This is a genomic window from Streptomyces sp. NPDC091416, assembly GCF_044756845.1.
In the GTDB taxonomy this organism is placed as follows: domain Bacteria; phylum Actinomycetota; class Actinomycetes; order Streptomycetales; family Streptomycetaceae; genus Streptomyces.
In genome coordinates, this window is the sequence record NZ_JBIVTU010000002.1 from 450,362 (window position 1) to 465,134 (window position 14,773).

The 14,773-nt window shown below is 73.9% G+C and carries 11 protein-coding genes; 5 read left to right on the forward strand and 6 right to left on the reverse strand.

Going from position 1 to position 14,773, the window contains the following annotated elements; translation table 11 throughout:
- Positions 1 to 180: 180 nt before the first annotated feature.
- Positions 181 to 738 (reverse strand): DUF1203 domain-containing protein, encoded by a 558-nt coding sequence (locus ACIQMX_RS08905; RefSeq protein WP_363065833.1) that lies wholly within the window; start codon positions 736 to 738, stop codon positions 181 to 183.
- 113 nt (positions 739 to 851) lie between these two features.
- On the opposite strand from ACIQMX_RS08905, the gene pepN reads away from it, so the two are divergent.
- Positions 852 to 3,431, forward strand: coding sequence for an aminopeptidase N (gene pepN, locus ACIQMX_RS08910; RefSeq protein ID WP_402475951.1), 2,580 nt, complete (start codon positions 852 to 854; stop codon positions 3,429 to 3,431).
- A gap of 250 nt (positions 3,432 to 3,681) precedes the next feature.
- Here pepN and alc read toward each other — a convergent pair whose 3' ends face one another.
- The 5 genes from alc to ACIQMX_RS08935 all read right to left on the reverse strand — a co-directional run bounded on the left by alc (position 3,682) and on the right by ACIQMX_RS08935 (position 8,692).
- The gene (alc, locus tag ACIQMX_RS08915; RefSeq protein WP_363065829.1) at positions 3,682 to 4,821 is read right to left on the reverse strand and encodes an allantoicase; all 1,140 of its coding nucleotides are present in this window, start codon (positions 4,819 to 4,821) and stop codon (positions 3,682 to 3,684) included.
- 57 nt (positions 4,822 to 4,878) lie between these two features.
- Positions 4,879 to 5,799, reverse strand: a complete 921-nt coding sequence (locus tag ACIQMX_RS08920) for a LysR family transcriptional regulator (RefSeq protein WP_402475952.1) — start codon at positions 5,797 to 5,799, stop codon at positions 4,879 to 4,881.
- 137 nt (positions 5,800 to 5,936) lie between these two features.
- Positions 5,937 to 6,167 (reverse strand): hypothetical protein, encoded by a 231-nt coding sequence (locus ACIQMX_RS08925; protein ID WP_148018711.1) that lies wholly within the window; start codon positions 6,165 to 6,167, stop codon positions 5,937 to 5,939.
- 20 nt (positions 6,168 to 6,187) lie between these two features.
- Positions 6,188 to 8,419, reverse strand: coding sequence for a 4-alpha-glucanotransferase (gene malQ / locus ACIQMX_RS08930; RefSeq protein ID WP_402475954.1), 2,232 nt, complete (start codon positions 8,417 to 8,419; stop codon positions 6,188 to 6,190).
- Positions 8,420 to 8,692 (reverse strand): hypothetical protein, encoded by a 273-nt coding sequence (locus ACIQMX_RS08935; protein ID WP_363065822.1) that lies wholly within the window; start codon positions 8,690 to 8,692, stop codon positions 8,420 to 8,422.
- 310 nt (positions 8,693 to 9,002) lie between these two features.
- On the opposite strand from ACIQMX_RS08935, the gene ACIQMX_RS08940 reads away from it, so the two are divergent.
- The 4 genes from ACIQMX_RS08940 (at position 9,003) to ACIQMX_RS08955 (ending at position 14,757) form a co-directional block, all read left to right on the forward strand.
- The gene (locus ACIQMX_RS08940; RefSeq protein WP_363065820.1) at positions 9,003 to 12,002 is read left to right on the forward strand and encodes a beta-N-acetylglucosaminidase domain-containing protein; all 3,000 of its coding nucleotides are present in this window, start codon (positions 9,003 to 9,005) and stop codon (positions 12,000 to 12,002) included.
- A gap of 115 nt (positions 12,003 to 12,117) precedes the next feature.
- A complete protein-coding gene (locus ACIQMX_RS08945) occupies positions 12,118 to 12,675 on the forward strand; it encodes a PadR family transcriptional regulator (RefSeq protein WP_402475956.1) in 558 nt (185 codons plus the stop codon).
- 38 nt (positions 12,676 to 12,713) lie between these two features.
- A complete protein-coding gene (locus ACIQMX_RS08950) occupies positions 12,714 to 13,424 on the forward strand; it encodes an ABC transporter ATP-binding protein (protein ID WP_402476495.1) in 711 nt (236 codons plus the stop codon).
- Positions 13,414 to 14,757, forward strand: a complete 1,344-nt coding sequence (locus tag ACIQMX_RS08955) for an FtsX-like permease family protein (protein WP_402475958.1) — start codon at positions 13,414 to 13,416, stop codon at positions 14,755 to 14,757. The genes ACIQMX_RS08950 and ACIQMX_RS08955 overlap by 11 nt, the downstream gene beginning before the upstream one ends.
- Positions 14,758 to 14,773: the final 16 nt, after the last annotated feature.

Below are 14,773 nucleotides of genomic sequence, written 5' to 3' on the forward strand. Positions count from 1 at the left end.
CCCGGGGTGAGGGTGCCCCCGACGGGCGGCCGCGAGGGGGTCCATAAAGAGGACTTGGCCCCCCGCCCCCCCCCCCGGGGGGGGGGGGCCGGGGGGGGGGGGGGGGGGGGCGGCGGGGGGGGGGGCCCCCCCCGCGGGGGGGGGGGGGGGGCGGGGCCCCCCCCCCCCCACCCCCGCTCCTCAGTCACCGGAGTGGCTTGAGAGGCCGGAAGGGCTGATGAGGCCGGAGGGGATTGAGGCCGGGCGCCGCACCTCGAAGTGCCAGCAGCCGTACTCCACGGCCCGCACGTGCACCAGCGCCACCTCCGGATCGGCGAACGCCTCCGCGATGGCCTCGTCGTACCCCCGCTCCTCGTCCGCCGGGATCTCCATCAGCCGGCCGCCGACGATGTGCCCCTCCGCGTCGTAGCGGCGGACGGTGCGCAGCGCGCCCGCCCGGGAGAACGGGTAGCCGGAGCGGTCCGCCGAGGGCCCCTCGCACTCCTCGGCGTGGATGAAGACCGGCCCCTGTTCGTCGTACGCCCCGGGACGGGCCCACGTCGCGGCCGCCCAGCGGCGCAGCGGCGCGTACGACACGAGGGCGATCCTCTCCCCCGCCTCGTTGCCCCGAAGGCAGCAGCGCAGCGGGCTGCCCGCGTCCGTGGCGGTGTACGGGACGCAGGCGCGCCCCGCGTCGTCCGTGTCCCGTAGTTCCTTCAGTGCGGCCGGGTCGATCGCGCGTGCCTCGTAACTGGTCATATGACGAGAATGGCCCGCCCCACCAGCACGGTCCGGCGGAAATTGGACATCGCCTTGGGCGCCGGTCACGTGGAAGGATGACCGGAAACATCACATATCAAGGAGATGACCGCGTGCCTGGCACCAATCTGACCCGCGAAGAGGCACAGGAGCGGGCGCGCCTGCTGACCGTGGACGCGTACGAGATCGATCTCGACCTCTCCGGAGCGCAGGAGGGTGGGACCTACCGGTCCGTCACCACCGTGCGCTTCGACTCCGCCGAAGCCGGTGCGGAGACCTTCATCGACCTGATCGCCCCGGCGGTCCACCAGGTCGAGCTGAACGGCAGGGCGCTGGACGTCGCGGCCGTGTTCCGTGACTCCCGGATCGCACTGGCGCATCTGGCGGCGGGTTCCAACGAGCTGAAGGTCGTCGCCGACTGCTCGTACACCAACACGGGCGAGGGCCTGCACCGCTTCGTCGACCCGGTCGACGAGCAGGCCTACCTGTACACCCAGTTCGAGGTTCCGGACGCCCGCCGCGTCTTCGCGAGCTTCGAGCAGCCGGACCTGAAGGCCACCTTCCGGTTCACCGTGAAGGCCCCGTCCGGCTGGACCGTGATCTCCAACTCGCCGACGCCCGAGCCCAAGGACGACGTCTGGTCGTTCGAGCCGACGCCGCGCATCTCCTCGTACATCACCGCCCTGATCGTCGGGCCCTACCACTCGGTGCACAGCAGCTACGAGAAGGACGGCCAGACCGTCCCGCTCGGCATCTACTGCCGGCCCTCGCTCGCCGAGTACCTCGACGCGGACGCGATCTTCGACGTGACGCGGCTGGGCTTCGACTGGTTCCAGGAGAAGTTCGACTACGCGTACCCCTTCGCCAAGTACGACCAGCTCTTCGTCCCGGAGTTCAACGCGGGCGCGATGGAGAACGCGGGCGCGGTCACCATCCGTGACCAGTACGTCTTCCGGTCCAAGGTGACGGACGCGGCGTACGAGACGCGGGCCGAGACGATCCTGCACGAACTGGCCCACATGTGGTTCGGCGACCTCGTGACCATGGAGTGGTGGAACGACCTGTGGCTGAACGAGTCGTTCGCCACGTACACGTCGATCGCCTGCCTGGCGTACGCCGACGGCTCGCAGTGGCCGCACTCCTGGACGACGTTCGCCAACTCCATGAAGACGTGGGCGTACCGCCAGGACCAGCTGCCCTCGACGCACCCGATCATGGCGGACATCCGTGACCTCGACGACGTCCTGGTCAACTTCGACGGCATCACGTACGCCAAGGGCGCCTCGGTCCTGAAGCAGCTGGTGGCGTACGTCGGCATGGACGCGTTCTTCCAGGGCGTCCAGGCGTACTTCAAGGCGCACGCGTTCGGCAACACGCGCCTGTCCGACCTGCTGGGCGCGCTGGAGAAGACCTCCGGGCGCGACCTGAAGACCTGGTCGAAGGCGTGGCTGGAGACGGCCGGCATCAACATCCTGCGCCCGGAGATCGAGACGGACGCCAACGGGCACGTCACCTCGTTCACCGTCCTCCAGGAGGCGCCCGCGCTGCCCGCCGGCGCGAAGGGCGAGCCGACGCTGCGTCCGCACCGGATCGCGATCGGCTGCTACGACCTGGACGCCGCGTCCGGCAAGCTGGTCCGGACGGACCGGATCGAGCTGGACGTCGACGGCGAGCGGACCACCGTGCCGTTCCCGGCCGGTACCGCGCGCCCGGCCGTCATCCTCCTCAACGACGACGACCTCTCGTACGCGAAGGTCCGGCTCGACGAGGAGTCGCTGCGGGTCGTCACGGAGCACCTGGGCGACTTCACCGAGTCGCTGCCGCGCGCCCTGTGCTGGGCGTCGGCCTGGGACATGACGCGCGACGGCGAACTGGCCACGCGCGACTACCTCTCGCTCGTCCTGTCCGGGGTGGGCAAGGAGTCGGACATCGGCGTCGTCCAGTCGCTGCACCGTCAGGTGAAGATGGCGCTGGACATGTACGCGGCGCCGGAGTGGCGCGAGGCGGGTCTGACCCAGTGGACCGAGGCGACGCTCGCGCACCTGCGCGCGGCGGAGCCGGGCAGCGACCACCAGCTGTCGTGGGCCCGCGCGTTCGCGGCCACGGCCCGCAACCCGCAGCAGCTCGACCTGCTTCAGGCGCTGCTCGACGGCACCGAGGCGATCGAGGGCCTGGCCGTCGACACCGAGCTGCGCTGGGCCTTCGTGGAGCGGCTGGCCGCCACCGGGCTGCTGGACGACGAGGAGATCGACGCCGAGTACGCCCGTGACCGGACGGCGGCGGGCGAACGCCACGCGGCGGCCGCCCGCGCGGCGCGGCCCTCCCAGGAGGCGAAGGCGGAGGCCTGGGCCTCGGTCGTCGAGTCCGACAAGCTGCCGAACTCCCTCCAGGAGGCGGTCATCGCCGGGTTCGTCCAGACCGACCAGCGCGAGCTGCTGGCCCCGTACTCCGAGAAGTTCTTCGCCGCGGTGAAGAACGTCTGGGACTCGCGGAGCCACGAGATGGCGCAGCAGGTCGCCATCGGTCTCTACCCGGCGCTCCACGTCTCGCAGGAGACCCTGGACGCCACGGACGCCTGGCTGGCCTCGGCCGAGCCGGGCGCCGCGCTGCGCCGGCTGATGTCGGAGTCGCGGTCGGGCGTGGAGCGGGCGCTGAAGGCCCGGGCCGCGGACGCCGCGGCGGCCACCGCGTAGGTACGGCAGGCAGCGGGGGCGGGTGTCCACGGCACCTGCCCCCGCGCCGGCGGTTCCGCGGGAATCGGCCGAGGGCCCGGACCGGCGTACGTCGCCGGTCCGGGCCCTTTCGCGTGGCCGAGGCCGCCCGGCGAACGGGGCGCGGGGCTCAGCCGTTCGCCGGGCGGCGGTCGCGGGGCCGGCCGGGGCCTTTCGCCCGGATCAGGCCGAGATGGGCCACGCGGGCCCGGCCTGATCCACACGAGAGGCCCTACGCGCCCGACTCCTCGTAGCGGCGGGCCAGGGCGGCCGCGCCGGACTCGGTCAGCGAGCCGTGCAGGCGCATCCTGGCCACTCCGCCGTCGGGGAAGGCGTCGAGGCGGACGTGCGTGACGACGGCCTGGGCGCGGAGCGGGAAGCGGTGCAGGGTGTCGGGCTGGAGCCGGGTGCGCGGGATGATCTCGAACCACTCGCCCGTCTCGCCGTTACGGCCCTGGAGGGCGATCCAGCCGGCCGCGTTGCCCTTGAGGTAGGCCGTGTCGATCTCGACCGCGCGGACCGCGCCCTGGGCGGGCAGCCGGAAGCGTACCCAGTCGTTGGTGTCGCGGACGCGACGGCGGCGGTTCTCCCAGCCGTCGTCCATCTTGCGGGACGTGCCGGGCAGGATGATCTGGGTCGGCGAGGAGTAGAAGCGGTCCGAGGCGTCCTCGTAACTGCCGCCGTTCAGGACCGAGATCAGGTCGAACGTGCCGAGTGCCGCGAGCCAGGACGGGTCGGGGAGCACCTCGCCGTGCACGCGCAGGCGGGCGATGCCGCCGTCGGGGTGCTGGCAGAGGCGCAGGTGGGTGTAGCGGCGGCCGCCGGTGATCTCGAAGCCGTTGGCGGCGTGGCCGCGTACGGGGGTCGGCGGGACGATCTCGTCCCACTTCACGTCGTCGGCGAGGAGTTCGGCGGCGCCGGGCGAGCCCGCGACGGAGGTTGCCTGGACCGAGACGCGCTGCGGGTAGTTGCCGCGGAAGTGCGCGGTGTCGACGACGAGGCCGCGGATGATGCCGGGGGCGCCGAGCCGGATGAGGGCCCAGTCGTGCTCGTCCGGGGCGGGGAACGGGTGTGCGGCGTCCGCGCCGCGTCGGCGGCGGGTCTCCCAGCCGTCCATGATCTTGCCCTTGTGCCCGAAGTGCTCGGGGTCGAAGACGGCACGTCCGCGGACCAGGAGGTTCTCGCGCTGGGCGAAGAACTCGTCGTTGGCGGCGATCACGCCCGCGCCGAGCCGCCGGTCGGCGAGGTCGACGAGCTCGGTGAAGGGGAGGTCGGTGGTGCGGTAGTCGGCGTACGGGTCACCACCGCCGTACGGGGCCGCGTCGTTGGCGTGGGGGTCCTCGTGGTGGTTCTCATTCTGTCCGAAGGTCATGCGTTCACTGTCGTACGACGGAGCCGTTAGGTCCATCGAAAGTTTTCGCATGGATCGTTAAGGACAGTTGAATGGTTGTGCCGCCCGGCGCAGCTCCGCGAGCACCCGGGCCACCGCCGGGCCCTGCTCGGCCCCCTGGCGGACCGCGGCCACCACATGGCGCCGGGGCCGGTCCGCTTCGAGGACCCGCATCACCACACCGTCCCGGCCCTGCCGCTCCGCGGACGCCATGCGGGGGATCAGCGCGATGCCCATGCCCGCCTCGACCATGGCGAGGATCGCGGTCCAGCCGGAGGCGCTGTGCGCCTGCTCCGGGACGAAGCCCGCGGCCTCGCACGCGGCGGTGGTGATCTCGGACCAGGGGCCGGAGCCGCCGAAGATCCATGGCTCGGCGGACAGGTCCGCCAGCCGCAGCCCGGGCGCGTCCGCGAACCGGTGACCGGCCGGCAGCGCCACGTCGAGCGGGTCCGCGAGCAGCGGCAGCACGGCGAAGCGCGGGTCACGGGCGGTCGGGGCGTGGGCGGCCAACGAGAGCGCCAGGTCCGCCTCACCGGCGGCGAGGAGTTCGTAGGCCTGCCCCGCCTCGGCCTCCCGGACCCGTACGTCCGGCCCCGGCCGATCCTCGTCACGCAGCGCCTGCACGGCCGGCACGACCAGGGCGGGCACGGCGGTGGCGAACGCCGCGATCCGCACCTCGCCCGCCTCGCCGTGCAGATACCCGGTCAGTTCGGCGTCGGCGCGCTCCAGTTGGGCGAAGACCGCTTCGGCGTGGCGGAGCACCAGATGGGCGGCGTCGGTCAGGCGCACGCGCCGGCCCTGCGCCTCCAGCAGGGGGGCGCCGAGCTGCCTGGAGAGGTTGGAGAGCTGCTGGGAGACGGCGGACGGGGTCATGCGGAGCGCCTCGGCGGCCGCGGTGACGGTGCCCCGGTCCCGCAGGGTGCGCAGGATGCGGAGCTTCTTGACGTCCCACTCGGTCATGGCCGCAACCTACCGGGCGTGCCGTGCTCCGCCCCGGGCCCGGCCCCCGTTCCCGCTCCGGACATGCGAATGCGCCGCTCGGTACGTGGGTACCGAGCGGCGCACCCGGGATGTCCTGGGTGTGTCCGGTGGGAGGACTAGGCCTGCTTCTTGGACTTGTCGAGGACCATGACCAGGCCCGCGATGACCGCGAACAGGGCCAGGGGGGCCACGACGAACAGACCGATCGTGTCGATCACGCTCAGGCCCGGTCCCGGGTCGTCGCCGTCGTCGCGGGTGAGCGCGAGCGCGGGGGACGACATCAGCAGCATCATCAGCGTCGTACCGGCAGCGACCGCGCCGGCGCGCATAGCGTTCTTCTTGTCCACGGTGCAAACGTAGCGAACGCCTACGTGGGCCGCGCGCCCGGGGGTGCCGTACGGGTCCTCGGAGGCTCCTGACGGGGCCGGAGGACTTCCATCAGCCGGTGCAGCCGGGGTGAGGCGGCGAGTTCCTCCAGGGTGACGGGCCGGCCCTCGGCGTCGGCGATGGGCAGCCGCCAGTTGGGGTACTGGTCCCAGGTGCCCGGCAGGTTCTGCGGGCGGCGGTCGCCGATGGTGTCCGGGAGCCAGACCCCGGCCATGCGGGCGGGAGTCCGCAGCAGGAAGCGGTGGACGGCGCGGACGGCCGCCTCCTCGTCGTCGCCGCCTTCGGGGAGCAGGCCGAGGCGGGAGAGGAGGCCGAGCCACTCCGCGGTGTCGGTGCCGTCCTCGGTGCGCTCCTCCTCCAGCGGTCGGGCGAGCAGGCCGAGGCGGTGGCGCAGCGTCACGTGGTCGCCGGTCAGCCGGGCGGCGGTGGACGGCAGGTCGTGGGTGGTGGCGGTGGCCAGGCAGTCCTCGCGCCATTCCTCCGGGGCGAGCGGGCGGCCGGTGCCCGACCAGTCGCGCTCGAACCAGAGCACGGAGGTGCCGAGGACGCCTCGGCGGGCGAGCGCCTCGCGGACGCCCGGTTCCACGGTGCCGAGGTCCTCCCCTATGACGACGGTGCCTGCGCGGTGGGCCTCCAGGACGAGGACGGCGAGCATCGCCTCCGCGTCGTGGCTGACGTAGGTGCCCTCGGTGGGCGGACGCCCCTCGGGCACCCACCAGAGGCGGAAGAGGCCCATGACGTGGTCGATGCGCAGGGCCCCGGCGTGCGCGAGGAGCCCGCGCAGCAGTCCCCGGTACGGGGCGTAGCCGGATGCGGCGAGGGCGTCGGGTCTCCAGGGCGGCAGCCCCCAGTCCTGGCCGCGGGCGTTGAAGGCGTCCGGGGGTGCGCCGACGGACATGCCGTGCGCGAAGGCGTCCTGCTGGGCCCAGGTGTCGGCGCCGCCGGGGTGCACGCCCACGGCGAGGTCGTGGACGATCCCGACGGCCATGCCCGCGTCCTTCGCGGCGCGCTGGGCGGCGGCGAGCTGAGCGTCGGTCAGCCAGGCGAGCCGGCAGTGGAAGTCGACCCGGTCCAGCAGTTCGGCACGGGCGCGGGCGGTCTCCCTGGAGCGCGGGTCGCGCAGGCCGGCCGGCCAGGTGTGCCAGTCGGAGCCGTGCATCTCGGCGAGGGCGCACCACAGGGCGTGGTCCTCCAGGGCCTGCCCCTGCGCGGCGAGGAAGTCGCAGTAGGCGGCGCGGCGGCCGGGTGTGAGGGGGACGCCGACGAGGATGCCGAGGGCCTGCCGTTTGAGCTCCCAGACGGCGTCCCGGTCGATCAGGGCGCCCTTGTTCAGCACGGCCTCGCTGAGTTCGGCGGCCCGGCGGCGCAGGTCGTCGAGGACGGCGGGCTCGGGCGCGTGCCCGTACTCCGGGACGGACTCGATGTGCAGGTGCACGGGGTCGGGGAACCGCCGTGAGGACGGGCGGTAGGGCGAGGGGTCGGTGGGGTTGCCCAGTACCGCGGCGTGCAGCGGGTTGACCTGGACGAAGCCGGCTCCGAGGCAGCGCCCGGACCAGGAGGCGAGGTCGGCGAGGTCGCCGAGGTCGCCCATGCCCCAGGAGCGGGCGGAGAGCAGGGAGTAGAGCTGGACGAGGAAGCCGTGGCTGCGCCCGGGCGGCTGCGGTACCCGGGCCGGGGCGACCACGAGCGTGCAGGTCTCCGTCACCGGCCCGCCCGGGCCGCTCCTGCGGTCCGGCGCGCCCGGGGCCCGGACGGTCAGCCGGTACACCCCCGGCGGCGGTTCGGCCCACCATCCGGGCGCGGCGGAGACCTTGTGCGTGGCCGGCGCCGCGGCGGCCTCGGCGGCCCGGGCGTCATCCGGGCGGGATTCGGCCGGAACCGTACCCCCGGCGGGGACGCGCATCGGGGCCGGCGGGGCCGCGTCGGGCTCCTCCGGGCGGACCGTCAGCTCCGTGCCGGGCGGCAGTGCGGTCAGGGCCGGGGGCAGCGGCTCGCCGGCCCAGACCACCACGGTGGCCGGGAGCAGCCGGGAGCCGGCCGCGGACTCGGCGGCGGCGAGCGCCTCCCGTACGGCTTCCGGCGTGGCGGCGTCGACGCCGAGCGCGGCGAGCACCGCGACGACCGTGCCCTCGGGGACGGGCACCGTGACATCGGCGGACGGGGAGAAGGAGGTGGCGACGCCGTGCAGTGCGGCGAGCCGGGACAAGCCCATTCAGACTCCTGGGGACTCCATGCCCCAAGCGCTGCCGGAAGAAGCCGGCTCGCTGGTCAGCGGGGCGAGGACGGCGAGCGGGGGTTCACTGGTCAGTGGTGTGGCGTCGGCGAGCGGGGGCTCGCTGGTCAGGGGTATGGCATCGGCCAGCGGCGCCTCGCTCGTGAGCGGGCCGGGCGTGCTGGGCGTGGCCGGGAGCGCGCTGATGTACGGGGCAGGACCCGGTACCTGTTTGGACAGGGCGGAGAGCAGAAGCTGCGCAGCTGCGGGCATGGTGGCCTCCTGGCCGTGGAGAACAGGACACAGCAGACCTACCCAGCGGACGCGGCCGCAGACGTAGGCATGATGACAACGAGTTGAACGTGCTCCGGGTCACATTCCGTTCCCCGAGGGCGGGTTCTCCGTAAGACGTCCGCTCGTTTCGGCCATTCGGCGTGGTCTTTCGCGTGTGTCACCGGGCACGGCGAACCCCTCACCACGACTGTCATATCGGGCATTTACACCACGGTGACCCCGCACATTGACACTCTCGCGCGCGGGTGGTGGGCTCGGAGCCCATCGGTGGGCGCGTAGGGAGACAGGCATGCAGCTCAGGCGCAGGAAGCACGCGGCGGCCGTCGCCGTGGCCGTGCTCGGCGGGCTGCTCTCCGCGGGGGCCCCCGCGGCCGTCGCCGCCCCCTCGCCGCCCGGCACCCACCCCGTGACCTCGCCGGACCGCACCGACGACGCCGCGCCGCCCGCCGTGTGGCCGCGCCCGCAGAGCATCAAGGTGGCCGGGTCCCCCGTCCCGCTCTCCGGCGACGTGACGCTCGTCGCCGGTGCCGGGGCCGATCCGTACGCGGTCGAGGCGCTCCGCCAGGTGCTGCGCGACGCGGGCGTGCGGTCCGTCCACGAGACGCTGCCCGGCGGCGGGCCCGTCATCCGGTTCGGCGGGGACGGCGCCGCGGACGCGCTGCGTACGCTGCGGGCGCCCGACCGCGCCGATCTGCCGTCCGGCGGCTACCGGATCGCGGTCGGCCGGGTCGCGGGCCGGGACACCGTCGCCGTGGACGGCGTCGGCGACGACGGCCTGTTCCACGCCGTGCAGACGCTGCGTCAGCTGGCCGGGGGCGGCCGGATCGCCGGCGTCACCGTCCGGGACTGGCCGGCCGGTGCCGTACGCGGGATGACCGAGGGCTTCTACGGCCGGCCCTGGTCGCAGGAGGAACGGCTCGCCCAGCTCGGCTTCATGGGGCGCACCAAGCAGAACCGCTACCTCTACGCGGCCGGTGACGACCCGTACCGGCAGGCCCGCTGGCGCGACCCGTACCCCGCCGAGCGGCGCGCCGAGTTCCGCGCGCTGGCCGAGCGGGCCGCCGCCGAGCATGTGACGCTCGGCTGGGCGGTGGCTCCGGGTCAGTCCATGTGTCTGTCGTCGGACCGCGACGTGAAGGCGCTGACGAAGAAGATCGACGCGATGTGGGCCCTGGGGGTGCGGGTCTTCCAGGTGCAGTTCCAGGACGTCAGCTACAGCGAGTGGCACTGCTCGGCCGACGCCGACACCTTCGGCAGCGGCCCGGAGGCGGCGGCCAGGGCGCAGGCCCGGGTCGTGAGCGCGGTGGCGCGGCATCTCGCGGAGCGGCATCCGGGCTCCGAGCCGCTGTCCATGATGCCGACGGAGTTCTACCAGGACGGGGCGACGGACTACCGGACCGCGCTCGCCGGGGAGCTCGACGAGCGGGTCCAGGTCGCCTGGACCGGCGTCGGGGTCGTGCCGAGGACCATCACCGGCGGCGAACTGGCCGGTGCCCGCACCACGTTCCGCCATCCGCTGGTCACGATGGACAACTACCCGGTCAACGACTACGCGCAGGACCGGATCTTCCTGGGCCCGTACACCGGCCGGGACCCGGCCGTCGCCATCGGCTCGGCGGCGCTGCTGGCCAACGCGATGGAGCAGCCGTCCGCGTCCCGGATCCCGCTGTTCACCGCCGCCGACTTCGCCTGGAACCCGAAGGGGTACCAGCCGCAGGAGTCCTGGCAGGCGGCCCTGGACGATCTCGCGGGCGGCGACGCCCGCAGCCGGGACGCGCTGCGCGCACTGGCGGGCAACAGCGCGGGATCCGTGCTGGGCGGTGACGAATCGGCGTATCTGCGGCCGCTGCTCGCCGCGTTCTGGAAGTCCCGTACGGCCGACGGCGCCCCGGCCCGCGAAGAGGCGGCGCGCCGGCTGCGGGCCGCGTTCACCGTGATGCGCGAGACCCCGCAGCGGCTGACCGGACTGGCCGGCGGACACCTCGATGACGAAGTGCGCCCGTGGAGCGAGCAGCTGGCCCGCTACGGCCGGGCGGGCGAGCTGGCCGTCGATCTGCTCCAGGCGCAGGCGCGCGACGACGGGGCGGCCGCCTGGGAGGCCGCGCTGGGCCTGGAGCCGGCGGTCAAGGCCGTGAAGAAGGGCGGCGCGACGGTCGGCAAGGGGGTGCTCGGCCCGTTCCTCGACCGGGTACGCAAGGAGGCCGACGCCTGGACGGGATCGGACCGCGACAACGGCACGGTGACCGAGGCTCCGGGCAGCTACACCCTGCACCTCGACCGGGCGCGCCCGCTGGAGGCCGTCACCGCGATGACGGTGCCCGGCGACGCCTCGACGGCGTCGGGCGCGACGGTCCAGGCGCACGTGCCGGGCGAGGGCTGGCAGAGCCTCGGCGCTCTGTCGGCGCGGGGCTGGACCCAGTCGCCGGGCCAGGGCCTGCGGGTGGACGCCGTCCGGATCAGCTGGCCGACCGCCACCCCGGTGCTCGCCGGCACACCGTCCCTGATCATCCCGCCGCTCGCGGGTACGGCCCCGTCCGCAGGAACGGCCCCCCGGGTGCGCTCCCTGGTGCCGTGGTTCGGCGACGAACCCGCCGCCCGGCTCGATCTCGCACGCGGGGAGACGGACGCCGAGATCGGCGGCAAGCCGCTGCGGGTCGAGGCCCGGCTCTCGGCGCGCCGCCCGGCCGAGGTCCGGGGCGCGCTCACCGCGAAGGCGCCCAAGGGCATCAAGGTGCGGGTGCCGAAGCAGACGACCGTGCCGCGCGGCTCCCGTACCGAGGTGCCCGTGGAGATCACCGTCCCCGCGGACACGCCCGCGGGCGAGTACGCGGTGCCGTTCTCCTTCGGCACCGAGGAGACCACGCTGACCGTCCGGGCCTTCCCGCGCACGGCGGGCCCCGATCTGCTGCGTACGGCCACCGCCTCCTCGTCCGGCGACGAGACCGCGGACTTCCCGGCGGCCGCCGCGTCGGACGGCGACCTGAAGACCCGCTGGTCCTCACCGCCCGAGGACGGCGCCTGGTGGCAGGCCGAACTGCCGGCCCCGGCCCGGGTCGGCCAGGTGGTCCTGGACTGGCAGGACGCGTACGCCTCCCGCTACCGCATACAGGTCTCCGCGGACGGGCGCACCTGGCGCACGGCGGCCACCGTCCGCAACGGCCGGGGCGGCCACGAGTCCGTCCGGATGGACGCGAAGGACACCCGTTTCATCCGGGTCCAGGGCGACGGGCGGGCGACCGAGTACGGCTACTCGCTCTGGTCGGTCCAGGCCTACGCCGTGGCGGAGTAGGCCCGGCCGACGCGCTGTCGCGCGGCACCCGGTCCGCCGCTCCCCGGCGCCTTGTGGGCATCGCTCACGCCCAAGTATTCACTCAGTACATATACTGAGTATATAGTCGCCCCTCATGAGCACCCGTCACATCCTCCTGGGCCTGCTTGCCGGAAGTCCCAGCCACGGCTACGACCTCAAACGGCGATACGACGAACTCTTCCCCCAGGCCCGCCCGCTGGCCTACGGACAGGTCTACACGACCCTGCAACGCCTCGTACGGGACGACCTCGCCGCCGTGGAAGGCACCGACTCCGACGGCGGCCCCGAACGCACCCTGTACCGCGCCACGGACCAGGGAGCGGACGAGCTCGCCACGTGGGCCCGAGGGGTCACGCCGCCCGCCCCCTTCGTCACGAACGAGATCTTCGCCAAGGTCGTCATCTCGCTCCTGGTCGCCGGGGCCGAGGGCAGCGACCGGACGGCGGAGGCGGCCACGTACCTCATGGCCCAGCGTGCCGCCCACATGGTGCGCATGCACGAGCTGACCGGTCTCAAGACCACACCGGGCACCGATCTGACCACCGTCCTCTCGGCCGACTACGCCCTGGCCCATCTGGACGCCGACGTGCGATGGATGGCCACGACGGCCACCCGTCTCACCACCCTGACCTCGGAGGTCGACGCAGTATGAACACACCGGCCGAGAAGCCCTCGGGGGCCGCGGAACCCATGATCAGAGCCAACGCCCTGACGAAGCAGTACGGAAGGTCACAGGCACTGCGCGGCGCCTCGGTCGCCCTCCGGGCCGGCGAGATCCTCGCCGTCACCGGAGCCAGCGGCAGCGGGAAGTCGACGCTGCTGCACTGCCTGGCGGGCATCGTCCGCCCCGACGAGGGCGAGGTGTCGTACGGCAGGGAGCGGCTGGACCGGGCGTCGGAGAACCGGCTCAGCGAGCTGCGCCGCACCGATTTCGGCGTGGTCTTCCAGTTCGGACAGCTGATCCCCGAACTCACCGTGCGCGACAACGTGATGCTCCCGCTGCTCCTCGCCGGAACCGCCCGCGCCGCGGCGCAGGACCGGGCGGACGAGTGGCTGGAGCGCTTCGGGGTGCGCGGACAGGCCGCGCTGCGGCCCGGGGAGCTGAGTGGTGGCCAGGGCCAGCGGGTGGCGCTGGCACGGGCATGGGTGACGGGGCCGAAGGCCGTCTTCGCGGACGAGCCGACCGGGTCCCTGGACTCGCTCGCCGGGGAACAGGTGATGACCGCGCTGGTGCACGCCGCCCGCGAGTCCGGCGCCTCGGTGCTGCTCATCACGCACGACGCCCAGATCGCGGCGTACGCGGACCGGGAGGTGTGGCTGCGGGACGGGGCCGTCCACTCCGGCGCCCTGTCCTTCGCCGTCCAGGAGAACGCCCAGGAGGCCGCCCACCATGAGGGCTGACGCACGCATCGCCTGGACGCTGGCCCGCGGCTCGGACCGCCGTGAGTGGTGGCGGATCGCGCTCACCGCGGTGGGCGCCCTGCTCGCCACCGGGTTCGCGCTCGCCGCGATCACGGTCGCCGCGGTCCGGGGGCAGGTGTCGATCCCGTTCGCACACGGCTTGCTGAACCAGCCCGGCGAGCGCGCCGGAGTGGTCGCCGCTCTGCTCCTCCTGCTCGTTCCCGTGTTCGGCCTCCTCGGTCAGTGCGCCCGGATCGGAGCCGTGCACCGCGACCGGCGGATGGCCGGGCTGCGGCTCGCCGGAGCGTCGCCCGCGCAGGTGCGCCGTATCAGCGCGCTGGAGTCCGCGCCGGTCTGCCTGGCGGGGTCGTCCGGCGGGCTCGCCGTCGTCGCCGTGGCTCTCGCCGTGCAAGGACACACACCGCCCGCGTCGGCCTGGGTGGCCTTCGTGGTGGTCGTCCTCGGCGTGCCGGTGGCCGGTGCGCTGGTGAGCGTGCTGGCCCTGCGCCGGGTGGTCGCGTCACCGCTCGGCGAGGTGCGCCGGGTGCGTCCGGAGCGCGGGCCCCGGACGCTGCTGATCCTGTTCGCCGCCGCGCTGCCGATCGCCTTCGGGGCGTACGCCCTCGTGGTGCGGGGCAGCAGCCCGGCCGCGGCGTCGTTGCCGATGCTGGTGTTCGGCCTGGTGCTCCTCACCGGCGCGGGTGCGGTCTGGACGGCCGGTGCGTCGGCCGCCCGCATCGGCCGGCGGCTGGCGGAGAGCGCGAGGAGCCCGGCGGTCATGATCGCCGCGGGCCGTCTCAGGGACGACCCGTGGGCCGCCGCGCGGACCCATGCCGCGCTGCTTCTCGTGACCGTCGTCGGGATCGCCTTCGTGGGGGTACGGGAGGTGGTGCTCGCCGAGCTGCGGGGAAGAGGCATCCGCACGCCGGAGGGCCTCGCCTTCTACACGAACGGCATCGACCTCACGGGGGCCGCGATCCTGGTGGCCCTCGCCATCAGCCTCTTCGGCCTCGCCGTGGGCACGGCGGAGTCCCTCGCCACCCGGCGCAGGGGTCTCGCCGCACAGACCGCGGCCGGGGTGCCGCGCACGGTGCTGGCCCGGGCCACGCTCCTGGAGACCGCGCTCCCCCTGGCCCCCGCGGTCCTGCTCGCGACCATCGGGGGCATGGCGGTCCACCTCGCGTACACCGCCGTGGCCGCGCCCGGAACGGCGCCGTCCATGCTGCCGCTGCTCGTCCCCGTGACGGTGTACGCCGCGTGTCTGCTGGCCGCCGCGACGTCGCTGCCGCTGCTGCGCCGCATGGCTCACCCGGCGGAGCTGCGATTCGCCTGACACCCGCCCGGCCCGC

What these genes read in the sequence shown, in the direction of transcription:
- ACIQMX_RS08905 (WP_363065833.1), bottom strand. Translation starts at nt 738, where the DNA reads ATGACCAGTTACGAGGCACGCGCGATCGACCCGGCCGCACTGAAGGAA.
- ACIQMX_RS08940 (WP_363065820.1), top strand. Translation starts at nt 9,003, where the DNA reads ATGCAGCTCAGGCGCAGGAAGCACGCGGCGGCCGTCGCCGTGGCCGTG.
- ACIQMX_RS08955 (WP_402475958.1), top strand. Translation starts at nt 13,414, where the DNA reads ATGAGGGCTGACGCACGCATCGCCTGGACGCTGGCCCGCGGCTCGGAC.
- ACIQMX_RS08945 (WP_402475956.1), top strand. Translation starts at nt 12,118, where the DNA reads ATGAGCACCCGTCACATCCTCCTGGGCCTGCTTGCCGGAAGTCCCAGC.
- alc (WP_363065829.1), bottom strand. Translation starts at nt 4,821, where the DNA reads ATGACCTTCGGACAGAATGAGAACCACCACGAGGACCCCCACGCCAAC.
- ACIQMX_RS08950 (WP_402476495.1), top strand. Translation starts at nt 12,714, where the DNA reads ATGATCAGAGCCAACGCCCTGACGAAGCAGTACGGAAGGTCACAGGCA.
- malQ (WP_402475954.1), bottom strand. Translation starts at nt 8,419, where the DNA reads ATGGGCTTGTCCCGGCTCGCCGCACTGCACGGCGTCGCCACCTCCTTC.
- ACIQMX_RS08935 (WP_363065822.1), bottom strand. Translation starts at nt 8,692, where the DNA reads ATGCCCGCAGCTGCGCAGCTTCTGCTCTCCGCCCTGTCCAAACAGGTA.
- ACIQMX_RS08920 (WP_402475952.1), bottom strand. Translation starts at nt 5,799, where the DNA reads ATGACCGAGTGGGACGTCAAGAAGCTCCGCATCCTGCGCACCCTGCGG.